Source organism: Pseudomonas sp. SDI (assembly GCF_003105155.1).
Classification (GTDB): domain Bacteria; phylum Pseudomonadota; class Gammaproteobacteria; order Pseudomonadales; family Pseudomonadaceae; genus Aquipseudomonas.
The window spans coordinates 96516-116093 of record NZ_QETK01000008.1 but is presented as its reverse complement, the minus strand read 5'-3'; the positions used below and the strand labels follow the sequence as shown (position 1 = coordinate 116093).

General features: G+C 61.9%; 16 protein-coding genes. 10 read left to right on the top strand and 6 right to left on the bottom strand.

The annotated features are described in order from the left end of the window. Positions 1-7: 7 nt before the first annotated feature. From arsJ to DCO48_RS07440, 4 genes are all read right to left on the bottom strand, one after another. Positions 8-1219 (bottom strand): organoarsenical effux MFS transporter ArsJ, encoded by a 1212-nt coding sequence (gene arsJ, locus DCO48_RS07455; RefSeq protein WP_116549952.1) that lies wholly within the window; start codon positions 1217-1219, stop codon positions 8-10. Between the two features lie 9 nt (positions 1220-1228). Next, a complete protein-coding gene (locus DCO48_RS07450; RefSeq protein ID WP_116549951.1) occupies positions 1229-2233 on the bottom strand; it encodes an ArsJ-associated glyceraldehyde-3-phosphate dehydrogenase in 1005 nt (334 codons plus the stop codon). Between the two features lie 202 nt (positions 2234-2435). Continuing rightward, entirely contained in the window at positions 2436-2792 is a 357-nt protein-coding gene (locus tag DCO48_RS07445; RefSeq protein WP_116549950.1) for a metalloregulator ArsR/SmtB family transcription factor, read from the bottom strand. 313 nt (positions 2793-3105) lie between these two features. After that, positions 3106-3555, bottom strand: a complete 450-nt coding sequence (locus tag DCO48_RS07440; RefSeq protein ID WP_256583998.1) for a type II toxin-antitoxin system YhaV family toxin — start codon at positions 3553-3555, stop codon at positions 3106-3108. Positions 3556-3577: 22 nt separating this feature from the next. Here DCO48_RS07440 and DCO48_RS07435 point away from each other — a divergent pair, with 22 nt between their 5' ends. The 4 genes from DCO48_RS07435 to DCO48_RS22580 all read left to right on the top strand — a co-directional run bounded on the left by DCO48_RS07435 (position 3578) and on the right by DCO48_RS22580 (position 6230). Beyond that, positions 3578-4180, top strand: a complete 603-nt coding sequence (locus DCO48_RS07435) for a hypothetical protein (protein ID WP_133247598.1) — start codon at positions 3578-3580, stop codon at positions 4178-4180. A gap of 77 nt (positions 4181-4257) precedes the next feature. Beyond that, positions 4258-4794: a hypothetical protein gene (locus tag DCO48_RS22700; protein WP_165840745.1), complete on the top strand. Its 537-nt coding sequence runs from the start codon at positions 4258-4260 to the stop codon at positions 4792-4794. Next, positions 4766-5419 carry a DUF4272 domain-containing protein gene (locus tag DCO48_RS07430; RefSeq protein WP_165840744.1) on the top strand — a complete coding sequence of 218 codons (654 nt, stop codon included), beginning with the start codon at positions 4766-4768 and terminating at the stop codon, positions 5417-5419. The genes DCO48_RS22700 and DCO48_RS07430 overlap by 29 nt, the downstream gene beginning before the upstream one ends. A gap of 343 nt (positions 5420-5762) precedes the next feature. Continuing rightward, positions 5763-6230 (top strand): hypothetical protein, encoded by a 468-nt coding sequence (locus tag DCO48_RS22580; protein ID WP_133247597.1) that lies wholly within the window; start codon positions 5763-5765, stop codon positions 6228-6230. 190 nt (positions 6231-6420) lie between these two features. On the opposite strand, the gene DCO48_RS07425 is transcribed toward DCO48_RS22580, so the two are convergent. After that, entirely contained in the window at positions 6421-7335 is a 915-nt protein-coding gene (locus tag DCO48_RS07425; RefSeq protein WP_116549947.1) for a LysR family transcriptional regulator, read from the bottom strand. 223 nt (positions 7336-7558) lie between these two features. Between DCO48_RS07425 and DCO48_RS07420 the strand changes: the two genes are divergently transcribed. The 5 genes from DCO48_RS07420 to pgm all read left to right on the top strand — a co-directional run bounded on the left by DCO48_RS07420 (position 7559) and on the right by pgm (position 15932). Next, complete coding sequence (locus DCO48_RS07420; protein WP_116549946.1) at positions 7559-8581, top strand: zinc-dependent alcohol dehydrogenase family protein; 1023 nt, start codon at positions 7559-7561, stop codon at positions 8579-8581. 253 nt (positions 8582-8834) lie between these two features. Beyond that, on the top strand, positions 8835-10217 hold the full coding sequence (locus DCO48_RS07415) for a hypothetical protein (RefSeq protein ID WP_133247596.1): 1383 nt from the start codon (positions 8835-8837) through the stop codon (positions 10215-10217). Positions 10218-10287: 70 nt separating this feature from the next. After that, a complete protein-coding gene (locus tag DCO48_RS07410) occupies positions 10288-11940 on the top strand; it encodes a VRR-NUC domain-containing protein (protein ID WP_116549944.1) in 1653 nt (550 codons plus the stop codon). Next, the gene (locus DCO48_RS07405; protein WP_116549943.1) at positions 11937-14198 is read left to right on the top strand and encodes an ATP-dependent DNA helicase; all 2262 of its coding nucleotides are present in this window, start codon (positions 11937-11939) and stop codon (positions 14196-14198) included. Before DCO48_RS07410 ends, DCO48_RS07405 begins: the two co-directional genes overlap by 4 nt. Before the next feature lie 93 nt (positions 14199-14291). Next, the gene (gene pgm, locus DCO48_RS07400; RefSeq protein ID WP_116549942.1) at positions 14292-15932 is read left to right on the top strand and encodes a phosphoglucomutase (alpha-D-glucose-1,6-bisphosphate-dependent); all 1641 of its coding nucleotides are present in this window, start codon (positions 14292-14294) and stop codon (positions 15930-15932) included. Positions 15933-16041: 109 nt separating this feature from the next. Here pgm and DCO48_RS07395 read toward each other — a convergent pair whose 3' ends face one another. Continuing rightward, the gene (locus tag DCO48_RS07395; protein ID WP_116549941.1) at positions 16042-16740 is read right to left on the bottom strand and encodes a pirin family protein; all 699 of its coding nucleotides are present in this window, start codon (positions 16738-16740) and stop codon (positions 16042-16044) included. Positions 16741-16924: 184 nt separating this feature from the next. On the opposite strand from DCO48_RS07395, the gene DCO48_RS07390 reads away from it, so the two are divergent. Continuing rightward, positions 16925-19456 carry a UvrD-helicase domain-containing protein gene (locus DCO48_RS07390; RefSeq protein WP_116549940.1) on the top strand — a complete coding sequence of 844 codons (2532 nt, stop codon included), beginning with the start codon at positions 16925-16927 and terminating at the stop codon, positions 19454-19456. Positions 19457-19578 lie beyond the last annotated feature (122 nt).

The following is a 19578-nucleotide window of genomic DNA, read 5'->3' as shown; positions in this document are numbered from 1 at the left end:
AAGCGGCTTAAGTGTGCCTGGGCAGGGCGATCGAGATGAGTGCGGCCGCCACCACAAAAATGCTGGATATCCACAAACAGGCCGCCAGGCCATAGTCTTGAAAGACCCAGCCCGAGAGCAGCGTGCCGAGCAAGCGTCCCAGGGCGTTGGACATGTAGTAGAAGCCTACGTCCAGGGAGACGCCGTCTTCCTTGGCATAGCTGACAATCAGGTAGCTGTGCAGCGATGAGTTCACCGCGAACAGCACGCCGAACAGCATCAACCCACCGAGCAGCACCACCTGCGCCGACCAGCCTGCCGACAGGCCCACGGCAATCAGCGCAGGCAGTCCAGCCAGGGCGAGCGCCCAGATGAAGGCCGCTCGGCCGTCGGGCACATGACCGCGTTTCTTGCCGGTGATGTGAGGAGCAAACGACTGGACGATGCCGTAGCCAATGATCCACGCGGCCAAGAAGCCACCGACCAACCAGAAGTCCCAGCCAAACGCGCTGCTCAGGTACACCGGCAGCGCGACGACGAACCAGACGTCGCGGGCACCAAAAAGAAAAAGTCGCGCAGCTGAGAGGATGTTGATGGCCCGGCTCTTGGACAGCATGTCGCGGAACTTGGGTTTGGCCTTGGCCTTGCCCAGGTCCTTTTTCAGCAGCAGCAAACTGCCGCCCCAGATCAGAGCCAGTACTGCTGCCATAGCCAGCACCGCCAGGGTGAAGCCGAGCAACGCGAGCAGTGCTCCGCCGAGGAAAAATCCCACACCTTTGAGTGCATTTTTGGAGCCTGTGAGGATGGCGACCCAGGTGTAGAGCGTGCCTTGTTGGCTATCCGGTACCATGAGCTTGATGGCGCTCTTGGCGCTCATCTTGTTCAGGTCCTTGGCGATGCCGGACAGTGCCTGGGCGGCCATCACCCACGGCACTGTCAGCCAGGCTGCCGGTACCGTGAGCATGAGCAAGGCCAGCACCTGCATGCCCAGGCCGATGTTCATGGTGCGGTTGAGTCCCAGGCGGGCGCCGAGGTAGCCGCCCACCAGGTTGGTGATCACGCCGAACACTTCGTAGAACAGGAACAGCGCCGCGATCTGCAGCGGCGTGTAGCCCAGCGAATGGAAGTGCAGTACCACCAGCATGCGCAATGCGCCGTCGGTGAGGGTGAAGGCCCAGTAGTTGCCGGTAACCAGCAGGTACTGACGCACTTGCGCAGACAGGGCTGACAATGCCTTCATGATCGCCGTTTACTCCGCCGTACCCACCAGTCGGGCCAGCTCCACCGCACGGTTGGCATACCCCCACTCATTGTCGTACCAGGCGTAGACTTTCACTTGAGTTCCATTGACCACCAGCGTCGACAGCGCATCGATGATCGAGGAGCGCGGATCGCTGCGGTAGTCGATGGAGACCAGTGGACGCTCTTCATAGCCCAGGATCTCCCTCAGCGGTCCATCGGCAGCCGCTTTCAGCAGCGCGTTGACCTCTTCGGCCGTCGTCTGACGTGCGACCTCGAACACACAGTCGGTCAGCGAGGCGTTGGCCAGCGGTACGCGCACCGCGTGACCATTCAGCTTGCCGCGCAGCTCGGGGAAGATCTCGGCGATCGCAGTAGCCGAACCCGTGGTGGTCGGGATCAGGCTCATACCCGAAGCACGAGCGCGGCGCAGGTCCTTGTGCGGCGTATCGAGGATGCTCTGGGTATTGGTCAGGTCGTGGAGGGTAGTGATCGAGCCGTGGCGGATGCCCAGGTTCTCATGAATCACCTTGACCACCGGGGCCAGGCAGTTGGTGGTGCAGGAGGCGGCGGTGACAATGGGGTGCTGCGCCGGGTCGAACAGGTGCTGATTGACGCCCATTACCACGTTCAGTGCGCCTTTCTCCTTCACTGGAGCGCAGACCACCACCCGTTTGACGCCCTGATCCAGATAGGCTTGGAGCACCGCTACCGATTTCATCTTGCCGCTGGCTTCGATGACCAGGTCGCAGCCCGACCAGTCGGTGTCGGCGATGGCCTTGTTGGCGGTGACCTTAATGCGCTTGCCCTCGATCACCACCACATCGCCCTCAGCACGAGCTTCCCGGTGCCAGCGGCCGTGGACCGAGTCGAAGTTGATCAGGTGGGCATGGGTCTCGGCATCGCCGGCGGGGTCGTTGATCTGTACGAATTCGAATTCCGGCCAGTGCCAGGACGCCCGCAGCGCCAAGCGGCCTATACGTCCAAACCCATTAATACCTACTTTGATTGCCATGTTCTTGGTCTCAGGGTGCGCTTGGAGAGGGGCAGAGGGATTGCTGATTGACACGTTTCGTTCGCTGTCGATGTGGGTGGGGGAGAAGGCGCTCGGTCATGGTTCCAGGCCCGGGGTAAGGCAGTCGATGGCTGAGCGAACCCGCGCCGTTTGCGCCACAAGGCAACGCCGACCAGAACGATTCAGCGCATCCGCTAAGAGATCAGCAGCAGGTGGCGAGGCGCAGTGGCCGGTCACCCATGGCGTCCAGCCGTTTGGCGCTGGTGTTCAGCCACTCGTGGTTGGCTTGCAGTGTCGTTACCAGGACCTCGCGTACCCACGCGGGAAGCTCTGGATGCAGCCGGTAGTAGACCCATTGGCCCTGTCGACGGTCTGCGAGCAAGCCGCACGTGCGAAGTTGTGCGAGGTGGCGTGAAACCTTGGGCTGGCTTTCTTCCAGGGCACAGATCAGTTCACAGACGCACAGCTCCTGCTCGCGAGCGATCAGCAGCATCATCAGAATGCGGTTCTCGTCGGCGAGGGATTTGAAAACCTTGGTCGGTGTCAGTGAGTCGCTCATAACGGTGCTCAGTGTCTAGTCGGCGCGACTGCGGCGAGGTGTGCTGCATGCATATGGTTTTTCAAATATACGGATTTTCATATGTATCGCAAGCTTGTAAAGACGTATAGCGTTAGCGAAGGCGTCTCGCCTACAGGCTGTCAGGGTCGTCGAAGAACATTTGAAAATTCATGTAAATCAAAAGGTTATGAACGGGAAATTGGATTTGTACCCACAGATGTACCCCTTTCAACAGCCGCTACGAGTGGATTCCAGTGGATGCGACGAGGAGGGATCGGTTTCGAACGTGCAATCCCACACCCACTTGCGCAATTTATGCTTTGGGCTCGTCCCAGTCGCTACGCGTTGCAGCAGTCAGCGCATCCCAGTCATCCGGAGGGTTGCCGCGGCCCAGCATGTAGGGATCGGATTTGCTGCCTGCGGAGCGCAGAGTATTTTCGTCGTTGACCCATGCATAGACGATGACCTTGGACCTTGAGTCATAGCGAAAGAACAGCCGAAAGCGCCTGCCGATTTTTGCACGGCGCCAATGTCGGTAGGCGGTGCCCAGCGTATTACCTTGGCGGAACTCATCACGGCCCGGATCGGCAGGCACAGCCTCCAGGATCAGATGGCTCAATGCCCGAAACATCAGCTTTTCCTGCGGTATCTCCCTCAAGCAGGCCGCGGTCACGACATTTACCGCCGGCGTGGTGAGCCTGGCTGCACCGCTTGTGTCCAGTGCTACTTCCAGTATCGCCAGCCAAGCCGTTGGGGGAACCATAAACTATGCCGCGCAGGGGGCTGTGATCTATGCCAGCAACTATGTTGGCAGCAAGGTAGTTGGCCTGGAAACGTCGTTCAGTTGGAAAGGCATGGCGGCATCGGCGCTTGGTTCGGCGATCGCGGGGAATTTGTATGGGGATCCCGGCGCGATTGGGAGTGTGGTGCGTGGGCAGGTGAGTGCGCACGCTTCTGCTTGGATGACGGACAAGTGGTTTGGTGGTGGCCGGCCAGATTATGGGCAGGTGGCGGTGGATGCGTTTGGTAATGCGCTAGCAGACTACATCGTTGGAATGAATGGCAGTGACGCCAAAGCTAAACCCGCAGAAGGTTCGTCGCGTATGCATGACGAATTTGAGGGGGAGTACAAGCGAGTTGGCAAAGAGTACTTTAACGATAAACCTCTGTTTGCCTCCATTGGGGACATTGAGGCGGGGTTGCATGACTCTTGGCTCATTACGCAGCTTCGGGATGCAGGGTGGTTCAATGTTCTTTCATCGCCAACTGGTGATAATTATGCATTCAAGTATGGAAGGTACTCAGGGAGCGAGCTGCATTCAGCCACGTTGCTGGAGCGTGCCTCAGAATACATGTGTAATGCACGGGCTCCATTGCGAGATATGTAATAGAGCATCCCCGTGATACGTTCTACGGTGCTGCTCGGGCTTCCTCAAATTATCTGGCCGCCACTGGCCCCGCACAGATGGCTGAGGATACCTTCCGCTTTGGTCTCGGTCTTTTCGGGGGCGTAGGTTTAGCGAAGACGGGGGCATCAATCACACAGGGCGTCGTGCGGACTACTTCGTCATTGACTGAAAGACTTTCTTTGAGAGAGACTCTCGTATCTGTTGATGGTATGGCTTTAAATGGTGCCGATGCTAGTCTTGTTAAAAACAACGCAGGGAGTGGGCCATTCTTCGAAGTACTTGCTGAGTCACCTATTTCTGGTTCCTCACGTTCTGCGCATAGAGCAAGAGCCAATAGGAACTTTGCGGATCAGCTCAGAGCTGATTTAGACTTCGCTGGTAGAGAAAATAATGAATTTGGTGTAGCTGTGCTGAGTTATATGGAGTCGGCTAGGAGTGGCTTGTTGAATCCACCTGGGACCGAATGGCACCATCCTAAAACGGACCCGAATTCAATGTGGTTGTTGCGTCGTAATGTTCATAGAGATCCGGCGCTTCAGAATTATTTGCATGGTGGCGGCAGTGGTGGATTTGCAGATTACTATGGGCAATGAGATGAATTATTTTGAAGTCAGAAGTAAGTCGTTAGCGGATTCCGAAAAATTGGGGTTCCCTCGTGCGGATATTTTACCGATCCTTGATGAGGAGTTGGTGATTCGCCCTGTGGAGGAAATTATCGATCGAGCCTTGGTGCTCTCTGTTGTGGTCGCTGTTTCGTATGGCTTTCCGCGTAATAAAGCATTGTCGTGGTTGGAAAAAGAAAGCCTGACCGATAGTCTTTCAAGTTTGGAGTTGAAGTTTGTTAAGTCAAGTTCTCAGTTGAGTCAAGTATTCCAAGTTCAAGTTGAAGCCTTGTGTGCATTTGCATGGGGGCTTGGCTATTTGCCGACGCTGGATTTTTCAGCGGCCAGTCCTAATCACTTAGTTTCTGTATTTCCCGATTTCAAAGTTTTGGAGTCAGCTCGACGCTTCCGTGAAAAAGCAAGACTACTTCCGGTAAGCGACATGGTTTCTGCACTTGATTTAGCATACTGCTTGCATTGGGGGATTAGTCATGCTCGTCTCGGTGGAGGGATAGTACCAGGGAAGGTGCCTCCTCATGTGATTGTGGAAAGACACCGGGCGTTAGAGTGGATGTTCTCCTCCGTGGATTGGGATGATATTTCTCTTGACACTTAAACTACATGTCCGGACGGTGAAATTGTAGGGCGCGATACCCGACTATTAATCTTCTGTGAGCCTAGCCGACGGGCGTCGCGCCGCAATCGCCAACACATAGGCCGGCATCCGATAAGCGGAAGCCGGCCTTTTATTCATTACATCTGACTCAAAATTCCTGCCAGAAAACCCACCGTTTCGCAACGATAGCAACGCAGTAGCCAGCCGGCCGTTTCTCATCAACAGCTTGCGTCGAATCTGCTACCTCAAAGTAGCAGGTCATTTTTAAGCCTTGGGGACATCGACATTTTACCTGAGCAAGAACAGGGATGACTTTGCTTACTCGGTAGGCAGCACTATCCCGATGAAACTCACCTATCAGTTTGACGAGTTCGGCAACCGTCGTCGGGTGATGTTGGATTCCGTGAGTCATGCCGGGGTGCGCAGCGTCATCGATAACTGGTTCAAGTATGACGCCACCGACCGGGCCATGATGGTGGACGGATTACTCGACAGGGGAGAGGTGGTCGCCGGTGTCCAGGCATGCCTGGCCAAGGGCTACACCCTCAGCTATGACGCGGCGGAGCGATGCCTCGGTTCCGAGCAATCGAGCGCCACCCTGGGGAGCTATCAGCGCAGCGAATACACCTGCAACGACCTGAACCAGGTCGTCACCCGAAGCGCGAGGATGATCATTCGCCAGACGGGAGTGAATACCAACGGCCCCACCCAGTCCATCTCCGATGCCCAGGTCAACCTGGCTAACACTTATGACGCGCATGGTCGGCCGACTTGCCGGGTTCGGCAATGGCACGCAGGAAAGCATCGCTGAGTTTTCGCCGTAATGCGGGCGTAGGGAGGGAAGTCGTCATGTGCGGGTACTTTTTTTCGAAACAGAAAAAGTACCCAAAAATATACCCGCAAGAGCGTCGGAAATGGGGGGGTACGACGGACGGCATTGGACTTGATTTTAAATTAAGATGCTGAATTTATTGATGTTTTTGGATCTCAGTGGAAGTCAGTCACAGGCTATCGGGATCCCCAAAGAACATCTGAATCCGCGAGCGCAACCAGCGCTCCCCGGGATCGTTGTCCTGCGACCCGCGCCAGGCCATGTGCAGCTCGAAACTCTGCACTTCCAGCGGCGGGTCCTCGGCGCGCAAGCCACCGGCAGCGGTCAGCGCTTCGGCGGTGTAATCCGGCACGGTGGCAATGATGTCGGTGCCCGCCAGCAAACTGCTCAAACCGTTGAACTGTGGCACCGCCAGCACCACATGGCGTTTGCGCCCGAGCTTTTCCAGCTCGGCATCGATGAACCCGCTCAAGTCCCCGGCAAACGACACCAGCGCATGCGGCCGCTGGCAGAAGTCGTCGAGGCTGAGGCTGCCCGGCATGCTGTCGGCACGCAACAACTTCGGCTTGCTGCGCCGCAGCACCTTGCGCTTGGCGTTGGCGGGCAAATCGCTGGTGTAGCTGACGCCCACCGAGATCTCCCCGGAGGCCAGCAACGCCGGCATCAGAATGTAGTTCACCCGGCGTACCACCAGCACGATCCCCGGCGCCTCGGCGCGCACGCGCTTGAGCAACTGTGGCAGCAGGGCAAACTCGGCATCGTCGGACAAACCGATGCGGAACACTGCGGTGCTGGTCGCCGGATCGAAATCGGCGGCACGGCTGACCGCTGTGGAAATCGAATCCAGCGCCGGCGAGAGCAGGGCGAAAATTTCCACCGCCCGCGCCGAAGGCTCCATGCTGCGCCCGGTGCGCACGAACAACGGGTCATCGAACAGGTTACGCAAGCGCGACAGCGCGGCACTGATCGCCGGTTGGCCGAGGAACAGCTTTTCCGCCGCGCGGGTTACGCTGCGCTCATGCATCAGCGTCTCGAAGACGATCAGCAGGTTCAGGTCGACGCGACGCAAGTCGTTACGGTTCATCGGCTTCGCTTCACAGGGCAGAATTGGGGCAGGGGTGAATCTTACGGGCAAAGGCTGTTACCCTGCACCGGATTATTTCGACGTTCGCCAGGGTACGGCAGGATCGGTGCCGTATAGCACCAATCAATGACAGGCATGTTGACTATTAATGGCCACTGATGGTCTAACCGTCAAAGCCCGGATAGAGTTCAGGGCATTAAAGGTTCACTTGGCGAGGTTTGCGATGTCCCGCATGATCCGTTTCCATAAGTTCGGCCAGGCCGAGGTGCTCAAATGCGAAGAGCAACCCGTGCCCCAGCCGGCTGCCGGCGAAGTGCAGATACGCGTTCAGGCGATCGGCATCAGCTGGTATGACGTGCTCTGGCGGCAGAACCTGGCCCCGTCCCATGCCCGTTTGCCCTCTGGCCTTGGCCACGAGATGGCCGGTGTGGTGCTGGCGGTAGGCGACGGTGTCGATGACCTCGCCGTCGGTGACAAGGTCGCTAGCTTCCCAGCCACCAGCCCTAACGAACACCCGGTGTACGGCGAAGTCATCGTACTGCCGCGCACCGCGCTCACCCGTTACCCCGACCTGCTTACGCCGATCGAGGCCAGCGTGCACTACACGCCGTTGCTTATCGCCTATTTCGCCTATGTCGACCTGGCTCGCGCCCGCGCCGGGCAGAGCGCACTGGTCACCGACGCCAGCCACTGCGCCGGCCCGGCCTTCGTCCAGCTCGGCAAAGCCCTGGGCCTGAAGGTGATCGCCGCGACCAAGGACAGCAGCGAACGCGACAACCTGCTCAAGCTCGGTGCCGACAAAGTGATCGTCACCGAAGAGCAGGACCTGCTCATGCAGATCAACAAGTACACCGACAACCGCGGCGTCGACATGGTGCTCGACGGCCTCGGCGGGCCGCAGATGTCGCTGCTCGGCGATGTGCTGGCGCCGCGCGGCAGCCTGGTCCTGTACGGTCTGCAGGGTGGCAACCAGACACCGTTCCCGGCTTGTGCGGCGTTCCAGAAGAACATCCAGTTCTTCGTGCACTGTATCGGCAACTTCACCGGCAAACCGGAGCTGGGGATCAGCCAGGACCAGGTCGCGCTGCACCGCGCGCTGCGTGACATCAACCAGTTCACCGCCGACCGCGTGCTCACCCCGCAGATCGTCCAGGTGTATCCGTTCGACCAATTCGTCAAGGCGCATCAATTGATGGACGAATGCCCGTGCGGTGGCCGGGTGGTGCTGGAGATGCCAGAGGCCTGACACCCGTAGCGGCAACACGTTGAAAAACCCGAACTCAGTCTTCGGGTTTTTTTATAGAAATTTCCTACTCAGCTTTAGGGCATTTCCTAGCTGTTTGCGGCGGAATAACGCGTTGGCTTGCGCTATGTTGTGCCGGTGGGAACAGAGAAGTTCCTACCCGTACATCACGTTAATCCTTCGTGAAGGTGCAGCCGGGTCAATTGACGTGGCCGCTGTCCTTTTGTCCTCGTGACCGGCACTACAGGGAAGCACCATGGGTACATTCCACACTCAAGCGATGAACTACGTTTACCAGCAGGTGTTGCAGCGCCTGTTCGAGCGGCTGTCCCAGGCCCAACGCGCCTCCTTGCAACTGCTTATCCAGCGTTTACTGGTCGCTGCCGGTGGCATGGAGCGAATCGACGGCTTCAAGGTCATGCTCGCCTACGGTGGCGGCCACACCAGCGCCTACGCGCTGGCCTGCCTGCGCGCCGCGCAGTTGAGCATCGCTGCGCGCGGGCCGGGCACGTTCCGCCTGCGGGTGGTGACGACGCACCATGCCGGGGTGTCGGAAACCGTCCAGGGCAATATCGAACGGGCCTTTTCCGCGTTGATGATGCACGATGATCCGCGGGTTGAACTGCTGATGGTCGACGATGGCGAAGTGCACCTGTTCGATGCCCGCGAGCCGGTTTCTGCCGGCCAGAAGGCGGCCGAGCGGCTCGACATGCTGATCGTCGGGCACCTGACCGCCGGGCAAACCCGGCAAACGTTCCTCAACCGCTGCTACCTTGAACTCGCCGATCTGCATCGGCTTGGCAGCAGCTATGACGGTGGCGTCGACGCGGTGATCAATGTTGTGCCGCAGCGCAAGCGCAAACGCTACCTGGCCTGGGGCCGGCGCATGCTGCGCGAGGCCGGGCTGGCCGGTATGCAGCCAGTCGAAGCGTCGCCGGCGGCAATGTTCCAGACCTTTGCCGTGCTGCGCCACAACCACCTCACCCAGGTGCTGGGCGAGCCGATCCGGCCGCTTACCGGCGAGCTGCCACACCGTGCGCCACGGTTCGTCGCCATCGATGACCTGTTGATCGAACCGGAGCGTGGTCAGCGTGACTTGCTCGAAACCCTGCTTGGCCTGCGCTACGACAACCACGCCTTCGGTTTCGACGAGGCAATCGGCGGCAATCCGTTACTGGTGGCGCATTTGCACGGGTTGCGTGCGGCGTTCGTCGAGCTGTGCAGCTATGCCGAGGGCATCGACGCGTACGTGAACCAGGCGCAGCAGCTGCCGCGGATGCGGCCAATACCCAGTTCGCTGGCGGCGATGCTGCAGTGCGAGCACCAGCGCGACAACGCCGCCGAGCGCCTGCGCTATCTGGCCAGCGAGCTGGCCGTGCAGGCCTTCGACCTGAGCGAGGGCCAATTGGTGTGCCTGCTTTACGCACCGTTTATCGAGCAGGGGCGCAACCTCGAACTGTTCCTGCGCCGCTGCCATCCCAACCAGCGCGATAGCCTGCCGGGGATGATCCGGGCCTTGCAGGGGCGGGACGCGGCGCATTGGATTAAGGAATGGCTGGAAGCCACCAGCGGCCTGTCCATGGAAAACCTGCAGATGCTGTACCGGCGCAAAGCCAAGCGGCGGCCGGCCGACCGCTGATCTTCTGCGGTTGCCAACGGGTCGTGTCTGTATGTATAACCAGTGCTTTATCGCCTTCGGTTAGCTCGCAGTGATTGCCCATTCCGTCACCGACCCGTTCTATTACCTGTACAACTTCCGGCAGGTGCTGCTGTGGATTCAGGCGCGTTACGCCGACCTGCTCGCTGCCGACGAACAGGCATTCATTGTGCAGTTTCTCGCGATGCCGGCCGTGTCCCAGGCGCTGCTGGTGCGGATGGTCATGCGCAAGGGGCAGCTGTTCCGCCCGAGCAAGCTGGTGTATCAGGAGATCGGCGCGCTCGAGCCGGCCGTGGCCCCCTTGCTGGCGGCAGGCTGGGTCGACGATGCCTGGCCATTGAACCTTGAGCAGGTGTTCCAGGTGCTGCGCAGGGACGAACTCAGCGCCTGTTTCGCCGACCGCCTGAGCCGGCCACGGGCAGCCAAGCGTGAATTGTTCGAACAATTGCAGGGGCAGTGCCCTGAGGTTCAGCCGCTGCAGGCATGGTGGCCGGCCTGCGGCGAGCCGGTGTATGCCTTGCGCCTGCAGGCACTGTGCGACCGCCTGCGCTTGCTGTTCTTCGGCAATCTATATCAGGACTGGTCCGAGTTCGTGCTTGCCGACCTTGGCCTGCTGCGTTTCGAACAAGTGGATTTCAGCGCCGATTCGCGGGCCCTGCGCGAGCGTGCCGACATTGATTGCTTCATGGTCTTGCATGCCAGCAGCGAGCAACTGGCGGCCGGCGCGCCGCTGGCCGAGGTGCTGGCACTGCTCGATGGCCTGGAAACCGACAACCCCTGGTTGCAACGCCGTCACGATCGCCTGCTGTTCCAGCTTGGCCAGCATTGCGAGCGCCTCGGTGATTGGGAGCAGGCCTTGCGCCTGTACCCGCGTAGCCGACACCCGCAGGCCCGCGAGCGGCATATTCGCGTGCTGGAGCGCAGCGACCAGCTCGATACCGCGCTGCAGCTGGCCGAAAGCGCCGCGCAGGCGCCGCATAACCCTGCCGAAGCCCAGGCCCTGGCGCGCATCCTGCCGCGCTTGCGGCGTAAGCAGGGAGGGCCGGCGCAGCCACGCCGGGCCGCGGTCGCGGTCAGCCGGCTGGATCTATGCCTGCCGCGCGAACTGGCCGAGCTCGGCGTCGAGCGCGCGGTGCAGGTGCACCTGAGTGACGCGCGGGGGCCGGTGCACTACGTGGAAAACACGCTGTTCAACAGCCTGTTCGGGCTGCTCTGCTGGCAGGCGATCTTCGCGCCGCTGCCTGGGGCGTTCTTCCATCCGTTCCAGAGTGGTCCGCAGGACCTGCACGACAGTGGCTTCCACAGCCGCCGCAGCGAGCTGTTCGCCGCGTGCCTTGGCCAGCTCGACGACGGCCGCTACCGGCAGACCATTCGCGCCAACTTTGCCGCCAAGCACGGCCTGCAATCGCCGTTCGTGTTCTGGGAACTGCTCGATGCCGAACTGCTGGAACAAGCCCTCGACTGCTTGCCGGCGCAGCACCTCAGGCACTGCTTCGAACGCCTGCTGGAGGACATCCGCGCCAACCGCGCCGGCATGCCCGACCTGATCCAGTTCTGGCCGGCCGAGCGGCGTTACCGGATGATCGAGGTCAAAGGCCCCGGCGACCGCTTGCAAGACAACCAACTGCGCTGGATCGACTTCTGCGCCGCCCACGGCCTGCCGGTGGAAGTCTGTCACGTGCAATGGCAGGCGGCCGAGGCATGAGTTATCGGGTGGCGGTACGCGCGCTGTGTGAGTTCACCGCCAAGGTCGGCGACCTCGACCTGCGCTTCACGCCATCGCCGACGGCTCAGGAAGGAATCGCCGGGCATCGCCGGGTGGTGGCGCGGCGGGGTGACGACTATGAGGCCGAGGTCGCGCTCGAAGGGCACTTTGCTAGCCTGCAGGTGCGCGGCCGCGCCGACGGTTATGCAGTGGCCGCCAATCGCCTGGAAGAAATCAAGACCTACCGTGGCGACCTTGGCAAGCAACCGGACAACCATCGCCAGTTACACTGGGCGCAGGCGCGGATCTATGGCTGGCTACTGTGCCAGGCGCGCCAGTTGGAGCAGATCACCCTCGCGCTGGTCTACCTCGACGTCGACAGCGACCGCGAAACGCTGATCGAGGCCCGGCACAGCGCGGCCGAGCTGGAAGCCTTCTTCAATCAGCAGTGCGCCGCATTCCTGCACTGGGCCGAGGCCCAGGTGCAACGTCAGGGCCTGCGCAATAGTGGCTTGCAGGCGCTAGGCTTCCCCTATGCAGGCTTTCGTCGTGGCCAGCGCGAACTGGCCGAAACCGTGTACAAGGCCGTCAGTACCGGCCGCTGCCTGATGGCACAGGCCACCACCGGCATCGGTAAAACCCTAGGCACGCTGTTCCCGCTGCTCAAGGCAATGCTGCCGCAGCAACTGGACAAGGTCCTGTTCCTCACCGCCAAAACCCCCGGCCGCGCGCTGGCGCTGGACGCGCTGCGCCAGCTCATGCACGGGCAACCGCCGTTGGCCTTGCGCAGCCTGGAACTGGTTGCGCGCGACAAAGCCTGCGAGTACCCGGGTAACGCCTGTCATGGCGATGCCTGCCCGCTGGCGAAGGGTTTCTATGATCGCCTGCCGGCGGCGCGCGCAACCGCGATGCAGGTGGCGCTGCTCGACCGGCATGCCGTGCGCGAGGTGGCTCTGGCGCATCGGGTCTGCCCGTATTACCTGGCGCAGGAGATGACGCGCTGGGTCGACGTGCTGGTGGCCGACTACAACTATTATTTCGACCAGAGCGCCTTGCTTTTCGGCCTGGCACAGGCCAACCAATGGCGCCTGGCGGTGCTGGTGGACGAGGCGCACAACCTGGTCGAGCGGGCCCGCCAGATGTACAGCGCCAGCCTCGATCAGTGGCAGTTGCAGGCGCTGCGCAAGCAGCCCCCGGCCGGCATGGCCAGTGCCCTGCAAACCCTCAACCGGCAGTGGAACGCCTTGCACAAGGAGCAGCGCACCCCCTACAAGGTTGTCGACGGCGTGCCCGAGGCATTCCTCAAGGCCTTGCAGCGCTGCGTCGGCCTGGTCCAGGACAAGCTCAATCAAACCCCGGAAAGCATTGAGCCGGAGCTGTTGCAGTTCTACTTCAATGCCTTGCAGTTCCTGCGCATCAGCGAGCTGTTCGACGAGCACTTCCTGTTCGATATCAGCAAGCGCGAGGGGGGCGGGCGGCGCAGCCTGGCCACGCTGTGCCTGCGCAATGTGGTGCCGGCGCCGCTGATCGGGCCGCGGCTGGCGGCGGCGCGCAGCGCGATCCTGTTTTCGGCAACACTCAGCCCGCGGCGCTATTACGCCGACCTGCTTGGCATGCCGGCCGATCATGCCTGGCTGGAAGTCGCGTCGCCGTTTGCGGCCGAGCAGTTGCAGGTGCGGGTGATCGGCAATGTGTCGACGCGCTACCAGCACCGGCAGGCGTCGTTGGCACCAATCGTGGCGCTGATCGCCGAGCAGTACCAGCAGGCGCCGGGTAACTACCTGGCGTTTTTCAGCAGCTTCGATTACCTGCAGCAGGTGGCGCAACTGCTTGCCCAGGCGCATCCGGGCATACCCCAGTGGGCGCAGGCCTCGGGGATGGACGAAGCGCAACGCGAAGGCTTTCTCGCCCGCTTTGTCGAGAACGGTTGCGGGGTCGGCTTTGCCGTGCTGGGCGGGGCATTTGCCGAGGGTGTCGACTTGCCCGGCACCCGCTTGATCGGTGCATTCGTGGCGACGCTCGGGCTGCCGCAGGTGAACCCGGTGAACGAGCAGCTCAAGCAGCGCATGGGCCGGCTGTTCAGCGCCGGCTTTGACTACACCTACCTGTATCCAGGCGTGCAGAAAGTGGTGCAGGCCGCCGGCCGGGTGATTCGCGGCTGCGAGGACCGTGGCACGCTGCTGCTGATCGACGATCGCTTTGCCGAAGCCAAGGTGCGGGGCCTGTTTCCCGGCTGGTGGGCACCGCAATTCAAATAGTCGTCGCCGAGCGTGTAAGGCCATCGCGTTGTAGCCGAACTGTCAGTAAACTCGTGGCTTTATTTACCCCGAACATCCTTTTTGAGGTTTTGCATGAAGCTCAGTCCTTTGGCGGGCAAACCGGCACCAGCGTCCGTACTCGTCGATATTCCACGACTGCTGACCGCCTATTACACCGGCCAGCCGGATGCCAGCGTCGCCACCCAGCGCGTCGCCTTCGGTACCTCCGGGCACCGCGGCAGCTCGTTCGACCTGAGTTTCAACGAACATCATGTGCTGGCCATCAGCCAGGCCATCTGCCTGTACCGTCAGGCCCAGGGTATCGACGGCCCGCTGTTCATCGGTGCCGACACGCATGCCTTGTCCACCCCGGCAGCGGCCAGTGCGCTGGAAGTGTTGGCGGCCAATGGCGTCGAGGTGATGCTGTCGAAAGACGACGAGTACACCCCGACCCCGGCCGTGTCCCACGCGATCATCTGCTACAACCGTGGCCGCAGCAGCGGCCTGGCCGACGGGATTGTCATCACACCGTCGCACAACCCGCCGCAGAGCGGTGGCTTCAAGTACAACCCACCCAATGGCGGCCCGGCCGACAGTCACGTCACCAAGTGGATCGAAGCCAAAGCCAACGAACTGCTGGCCGATGGCCTCAAAGGCGTCAAGCGCATCAGCCATGAGCAGGCACTCAAGGCCTCGACCACACACCGCCACGACTATGTCAGCCACTATGTCGCCGACCTGGAGAACGTCATCGACTTCGACGCCATCCGCGGTGCCAACCTGCGCCTGGGCGTCGACCCGCTGGGCGGGGCAGGGGTGAACTACTGGACGGCGATTGCCGAGCACTATCGGCTGAACCTCGACGTGGTGAACACCAGCGTCGACCCGACCTTCCGCTTCATGTGCGTGGACTGGGATGGTCAGATCCGCATGGACCCGTCCTCGCCGTACGCGATGCAGGGCCTGATCGGCTTGCGCGAGCGTTTCGACGTGGCCTTCGCCTGCGACCCGGACCACGACCGGCACGGCATCGTCACGCCAACCGGCGGCCTGCTGGCGCCGAACAACTACCTGGCGGTGGCCATCGACTACCTGTTCCAGAACCGTCCGCTGTGGCGTGCCGATGCTGCGGTGGGCAAGACGGTGGTCAGCAGCGGCCTGATCGACCGGGTGACGGCGCGCCTGGGGCGGCGTCTGTATGAAGTGCCGGTGGGCTTCAAGTTCTTTGCCGATGGCCTGTTCGATGGCTCGTTGGGTTTTGGCGGCGAGGAGAGTGCCGGGGCGTCGTTCCTGCGCAAGGACGGTAGCGTCTGGACCACCGACAAGGACGGGCTGATCCCGGCCCTGCTGGCGGCGGAAATCACTGCGCGTACCGGGCGGGATCCGAGTCAGGCCTACAACGAGCTGACGGCGGCACTGGGCGAGCCGTTTGCGACGCGGGTCGAGGCCAAGGCCAACCCGCAGCAGAAGGCCCTGCTGGGCAAGCTGGCGCCGGCGCAGGTGAAGTCGACGGAACTGGCGGGCGAGCAGATCGAGCAGATCCTCAGCCATGCGCCGGGTAACGACCAGGCGATTGGCGGCCTGAAGGTGATGACCGCCAATGGCTGGTTCGCCGCGCGGCCGTCGGGCACCGAGGACATCTACAAGATCTACGCCGAGAGCTTTGTCGACGAGGCGCACCTGCAACGGCTGGTGGCCGAGGCACAGGAGCTGGTGGACGCGGCGATCGCCTAACGCCAACAGCATCGCGGGACGGGGCGGGTCACCGCACCGCCGCGCCCACAGGGGGGGGTGGTGCACACCTCAGCTGTGGGCGTGAGCTCGTCCGGTGATCTGGCCTATGTCACGCCACATCCACTAGCACCACCTCGCTTGCCTCGACCGCCGTCACCCGGAGTACTCGCTCCGCCTCGACCGCGACGCCATCGCGTGCTTCGGCGCGCAGCCCGTTCACCTCGATCAGCCCCTTGGCCGGCACCAGATAAGCCCGGCGTCCTTCATCCAGGTGATACTCCGCAGTTTCCCCGGCTTGCAGCGTCGCCGCCACCAGCCGCGCATCGGTACGGATCGACAACACGTCGTCATCGCCCGCACGGCCACTGGCCAGGGTCACGAAGCCTTCGCCGCGCTCGCCCTTCGGAAACGGCCGGGTCCCCCACGACGGTGGCTGACCGACACGCTCCGGCATAATCCAGATCTGGAAAATCCGTGTATCCACCGCCTCCAGGTTGTACTCGCTGTGGGTGATGCCGCTGCCCGCGCTCATCACCTGCACATCGCCGGCCTCGGTACGGCCGCTGTTGCCCAGGTTGTCCTGGTGGCTAATCGCGCCTTCACGCACATAGGTGATGATTTCCATGTCGCGGTGCGGGTGCGGCGGGAAGCCGCTGCCGGCAGCAATCAGGTCGTCGTTCCAGACCCGCAGGTTGCCCCAGCTCATCCGCCGCGGATCGTAATACTCGGCAAACGAGAAGTGATGGTGTGCATCGAGCCAGCCATGGTTGGCATGACCAAGCGTGTTGAACGGTCGTAGTTGCAGCATGAATACGCTCCTCGGCAGGTTGTGTGCCTTTGATGGACGCTATGATCCATCAAGTAATAATCGAAAATAAGCGTAAATATCGGCTTATATTGATCTGTTTAATCGATATTTAATCTGTAGTGCTTTCTTCGCTTCGTCGCCTAATTCACTGATCTGCAAGCAATCGGCTGGCGATTTGTCGGCGATGGAGCGAACATGCTCGACGACTAATGAACAACCCGGAGTCGGTGTGTCTGAAGAGCGTCCCAAGCTGTCCCTGGAATTGAACCCGCCAGCCCAGTTGCCCTGGCACAAGCGTCTGGCTGCGCGCCTGCTCGGCCGGGGCTTGAGCCGTCTGCAAGCGCAGCATCGCGATTCCTGGTTCCAGGGCCATGCCAGCGGCCAGCGCAGCGGACATGCCGATGGCCTGCGCGAAGGCTACGAAGAAGGCCGTATCGACGGCTACGAGGCCGGCCGCCAGGTGCTGGTGATTCGCGACACCCGCCCGGACCAGCACGGCGTGCCGGGTTGCGACGACAACCTGTTCGACGACTGGCGCCTGCCGCTGAGCGCCGAATTGAAGAAGCGCTTCAAAGCCGACGTTGCCCAGCGCCTGCCGGCCCACGCCCAGCCCAGCGCCGCGCAGTGGAAGATGATCTTCAGCGACACCCCGTCTACCTGCGTGATCGCCGGGGCCGGTGCCGGCAAGTCGACTTCGCTGGTGCTGCGCATCCTGCTGCTGCGTCACTACCTGGGTTATGAGCTCGACGCGATGACCGTGGTCACCTTTACCCGCGAGTCGCGCAAGGACTTCATCCGCCGCCTGGTCCAGGTGTTCGGTCTGTGGCAGCTGAGCCTGAGCCCGGTGCAGGCGCGTGAGCTGGTGCGCACCTTCCACTCACGGATTCTGCCGCTGGTGCGCAGCCTGCCGGGGTTCAGCCAGGTGCGGGCGTTCGAAACCCTCGGTGGCGAACTGGCACTGGGCGCCGAAGCCAACGCCGAGAGCAATCCGTTCGACCTGCGCATCAACGACGCCCAGCGCCAGCAACTGAACCTCTGCTATCGCGACCTGCTGCGCGATAGCCCACGCTTTGCCGAGCTGATTGCCAGCCTGCGTCGCGAAGCCTTGCAGCTCAAGGCGCTGGACCGCGACCACCCGGACGTGCAGAAGCGCATGGCGGTGACCCAGCTGTCCGCCAGTCGCGATGAAGAGCTCTGCGACATCCTCGAAGATCTCTGGTTCGGCGCGGGTGCCTGGCCGATCAAGGGCATCGAGCCGAGCCGGGAAACCGTCGAGATCAATGGCAGCCGCTTCCATTTCCATGGTTACATCGCCGAGCTCGACGCCTGGGTGGTGCTCGGTTTCGATCCGGGGGAAAACCAGCAGTACCGGCGCCCCGGCGCCAAATTGCCGGTCTGGGCCGAGTGGCTGATCAAACGCACGCTGTTCCAGGCCTTCTGCGACAAGCCAGTGATCTGGCTGGAGAACTATGCGGCAGCCAAGCGCCTGACCCGCTCGCTGGCGGGCGACGCGGTAGCCGGGCCGGGCTTCGACTACAAGGTCAAGGGCGAGCTGGCCGCTGCGCCGCTGCTCGACGCCTTTGTCGGCGCCGCCGGCTTTATCGAAAACCTCGGTCTCGACGTGAGCACCGCGGTAAGCCGCATGAGTTTCCCCAGCGGCGATCACGATGCGCAGTTCTTCGAGGCCCTGAGCCTGTTCTGGAAGGCCCTGGAAGCGCACCTGCTGGCACAGTCGCCGCCGATCATGAGCTACAACCGCATGTTCGCCCTGTTCGGCGAGAACAACCCGGAGAACCTCCAACTGTTGCCCGACCCGCTGTTGCGGCCGCTGGCGCACCTGATGATCGACGAGTTCCAGGACGTCTCGCCGCAGATCGTCTCGTGGCTGCGGGCCTGCCTGCGCGAGATCCGCCGGCGCGGCCCGGCGCTGCATGTCGGGCGGCTGGCGCAGCATTCCTCGCTGCTCTGCGTGGGCGACGACTGGCAGTCGATCTATGGCTGGCGCGGCAGCTCGCCGAAGTTCTTCATGGAGTTCGGCAAGGAGTTCGTCTCGCCGGCCAACACCAGAGTCATGCTCACCGACAACTACCGCAGCCATCAGTACATCATCGATGCCGCCGAGCATATCGTGAAGCCAGCGCCGGCCATCAGCGGCAAAAAGGCCCGCGCCTGTGGCCCGGCGGCCGAGGCGCCGCTGCCGGTCAACGTGCAGACGCGCGACGAGGCGATCCTCGCCGAGCAGGTGATGGAGCATTACCGGCGCGGCGATTCGGTGATGGTGCTGTTCCGCAAGGGCAGCGACAAGGCGGCGCTGGCCGAGCACCTGCAACCGCTGGTGAACCACGAACAGGGCCTGCCGGCCGGGCAACGGCGCCTGCGCCAGCTCACCTACCACAGTGCCAAGGGCTTGCAGGCCGATGCGGTGTTCATGCTCGGCGATTGCCAGCACCTGACCCGTTCGCCGTACAAGAACCAGGTGTACCGTCAGGCCGGGTTGGGCCGGGGCGGCGACCCGGAAGCGTTCGACACGGCGCAGAAGGACGAAGTGCTACGCCTGGCCTACGTCGCCATCACCCGCGCGGTAAAGCATTGCTATTGGCATGTGGAAACCCCGAGCGGCGAAGCGGCGAACCTGCCACGTGCCTCGACCCAGATCGATGGCAACAAGCCGTACTTCGAAGACCTGCGCGCTACCTGCACACAGGGGATAACGTGACACCTGCAGGAGCAGGCCAGCCAGCTCCTGCAGGCCCGTAAAGCGCACCGCTCAGAAAAACCGCCTGCCACAGTTCAGCTATCCTCCAGATAAGACGCGGCGCTGCCACTGAAACCGAAAGT

Excerpts from the sequence above, each read along its gene's own strand:
- DCO48_RS07405 (WP_116549943.1), top strand. The coding sequence starts at position 11,937 with ATGAGTTATCGGGTGGCGGTACGCGCGCTGTGTGAGTTCACCGCCAAG.
- DCO48_RS07450 (WP_116549951.1), bottom strand. The coding sequence starts at position 2,233 with ATGGCAATCAAAGTAGGTATTAATGGGTTTGGACGTATAGGCCGCTTG.
- DCO48_RS07395 (WP_116549941.1), bottom strand. The coding sequence starts at position 16,740 with ATGCTGCAACTACGACCGTTCAACACGCTTGGTCATGCCAACCATGGC.
- DCO48_RS07440 (WP_256583998.1), bottom strand. The coding sequence starts at position 3,555 with ATGGTTCCCCCAACGGCTTGGCTGGCGATACTGGAAGTAGCACTGGAC.
- arsJ (WP_116549952.1), bottom strand. The coding sequence starts at position 1,219 with ATGAAGGCATTGTCAGCCCTGTCTGCGCAAGTGCGTCAGTACCTGCTG.
- DCO48_RS07420 (WP_116549946.1), top strand. The coding sequence starts at position 7,559 with ATGTCCCGCATGATCCGTTTCCATAAGTTCGGCCAGGCCGAGGTGCTC.
- DCO48_RS07390 (WP_116549940.1), top strand. The coding sequence starts at position 16,925 with ATGGAGCGAACATGCTCGACGACTAATGAACAACCCGGAGTCGGTGTG.
- DCO48_RS22580 (WP_133247597.1), top strand. The coding sequence starts at position 5,763 with ATGAAACTCACCTATCAGTTTGACGAGTTCGGCAACCGTCGTCGGGTG.
- pgm (WP_116549942.1), top strand. The coding sequence starts at position 14,292 with ATGAAGCTCAGTCCTTTGGCGGGCAAACCGGCACCAGCGTCCGTACTC.
- DCO48_RS07445 (WP_116549950.1), bottom strand. The coding sequence starts at position 2,792 with ATGAGCGACTCACTGACACCGACCAAGGTTTTCAAATCCCTCGCCGAC.
- DCO48_RS22700 (WP_165840745.1), top strand. The coding sequence starts at position 4,258 with ATGGCTGAGGATACCTTCCGCTTTGGTCTCGGTCTTTTCGGGGGCGTA.
- DCO48_RS07415 (WP_133247596.1), top strand. The coding sequence starts at position 8,835 with ATGGGTACATTCCACACTCAAGCGATGAACTACGTTTACCAGCAGGTG.
- DCO48_RS07425 (WP_116549947.1), bottom strand. The coding sequence starts at position 7,335 with ATGAACCGTAACGACTTGCGTCGCGTCGACCTGAACCTGCTGATCGTC.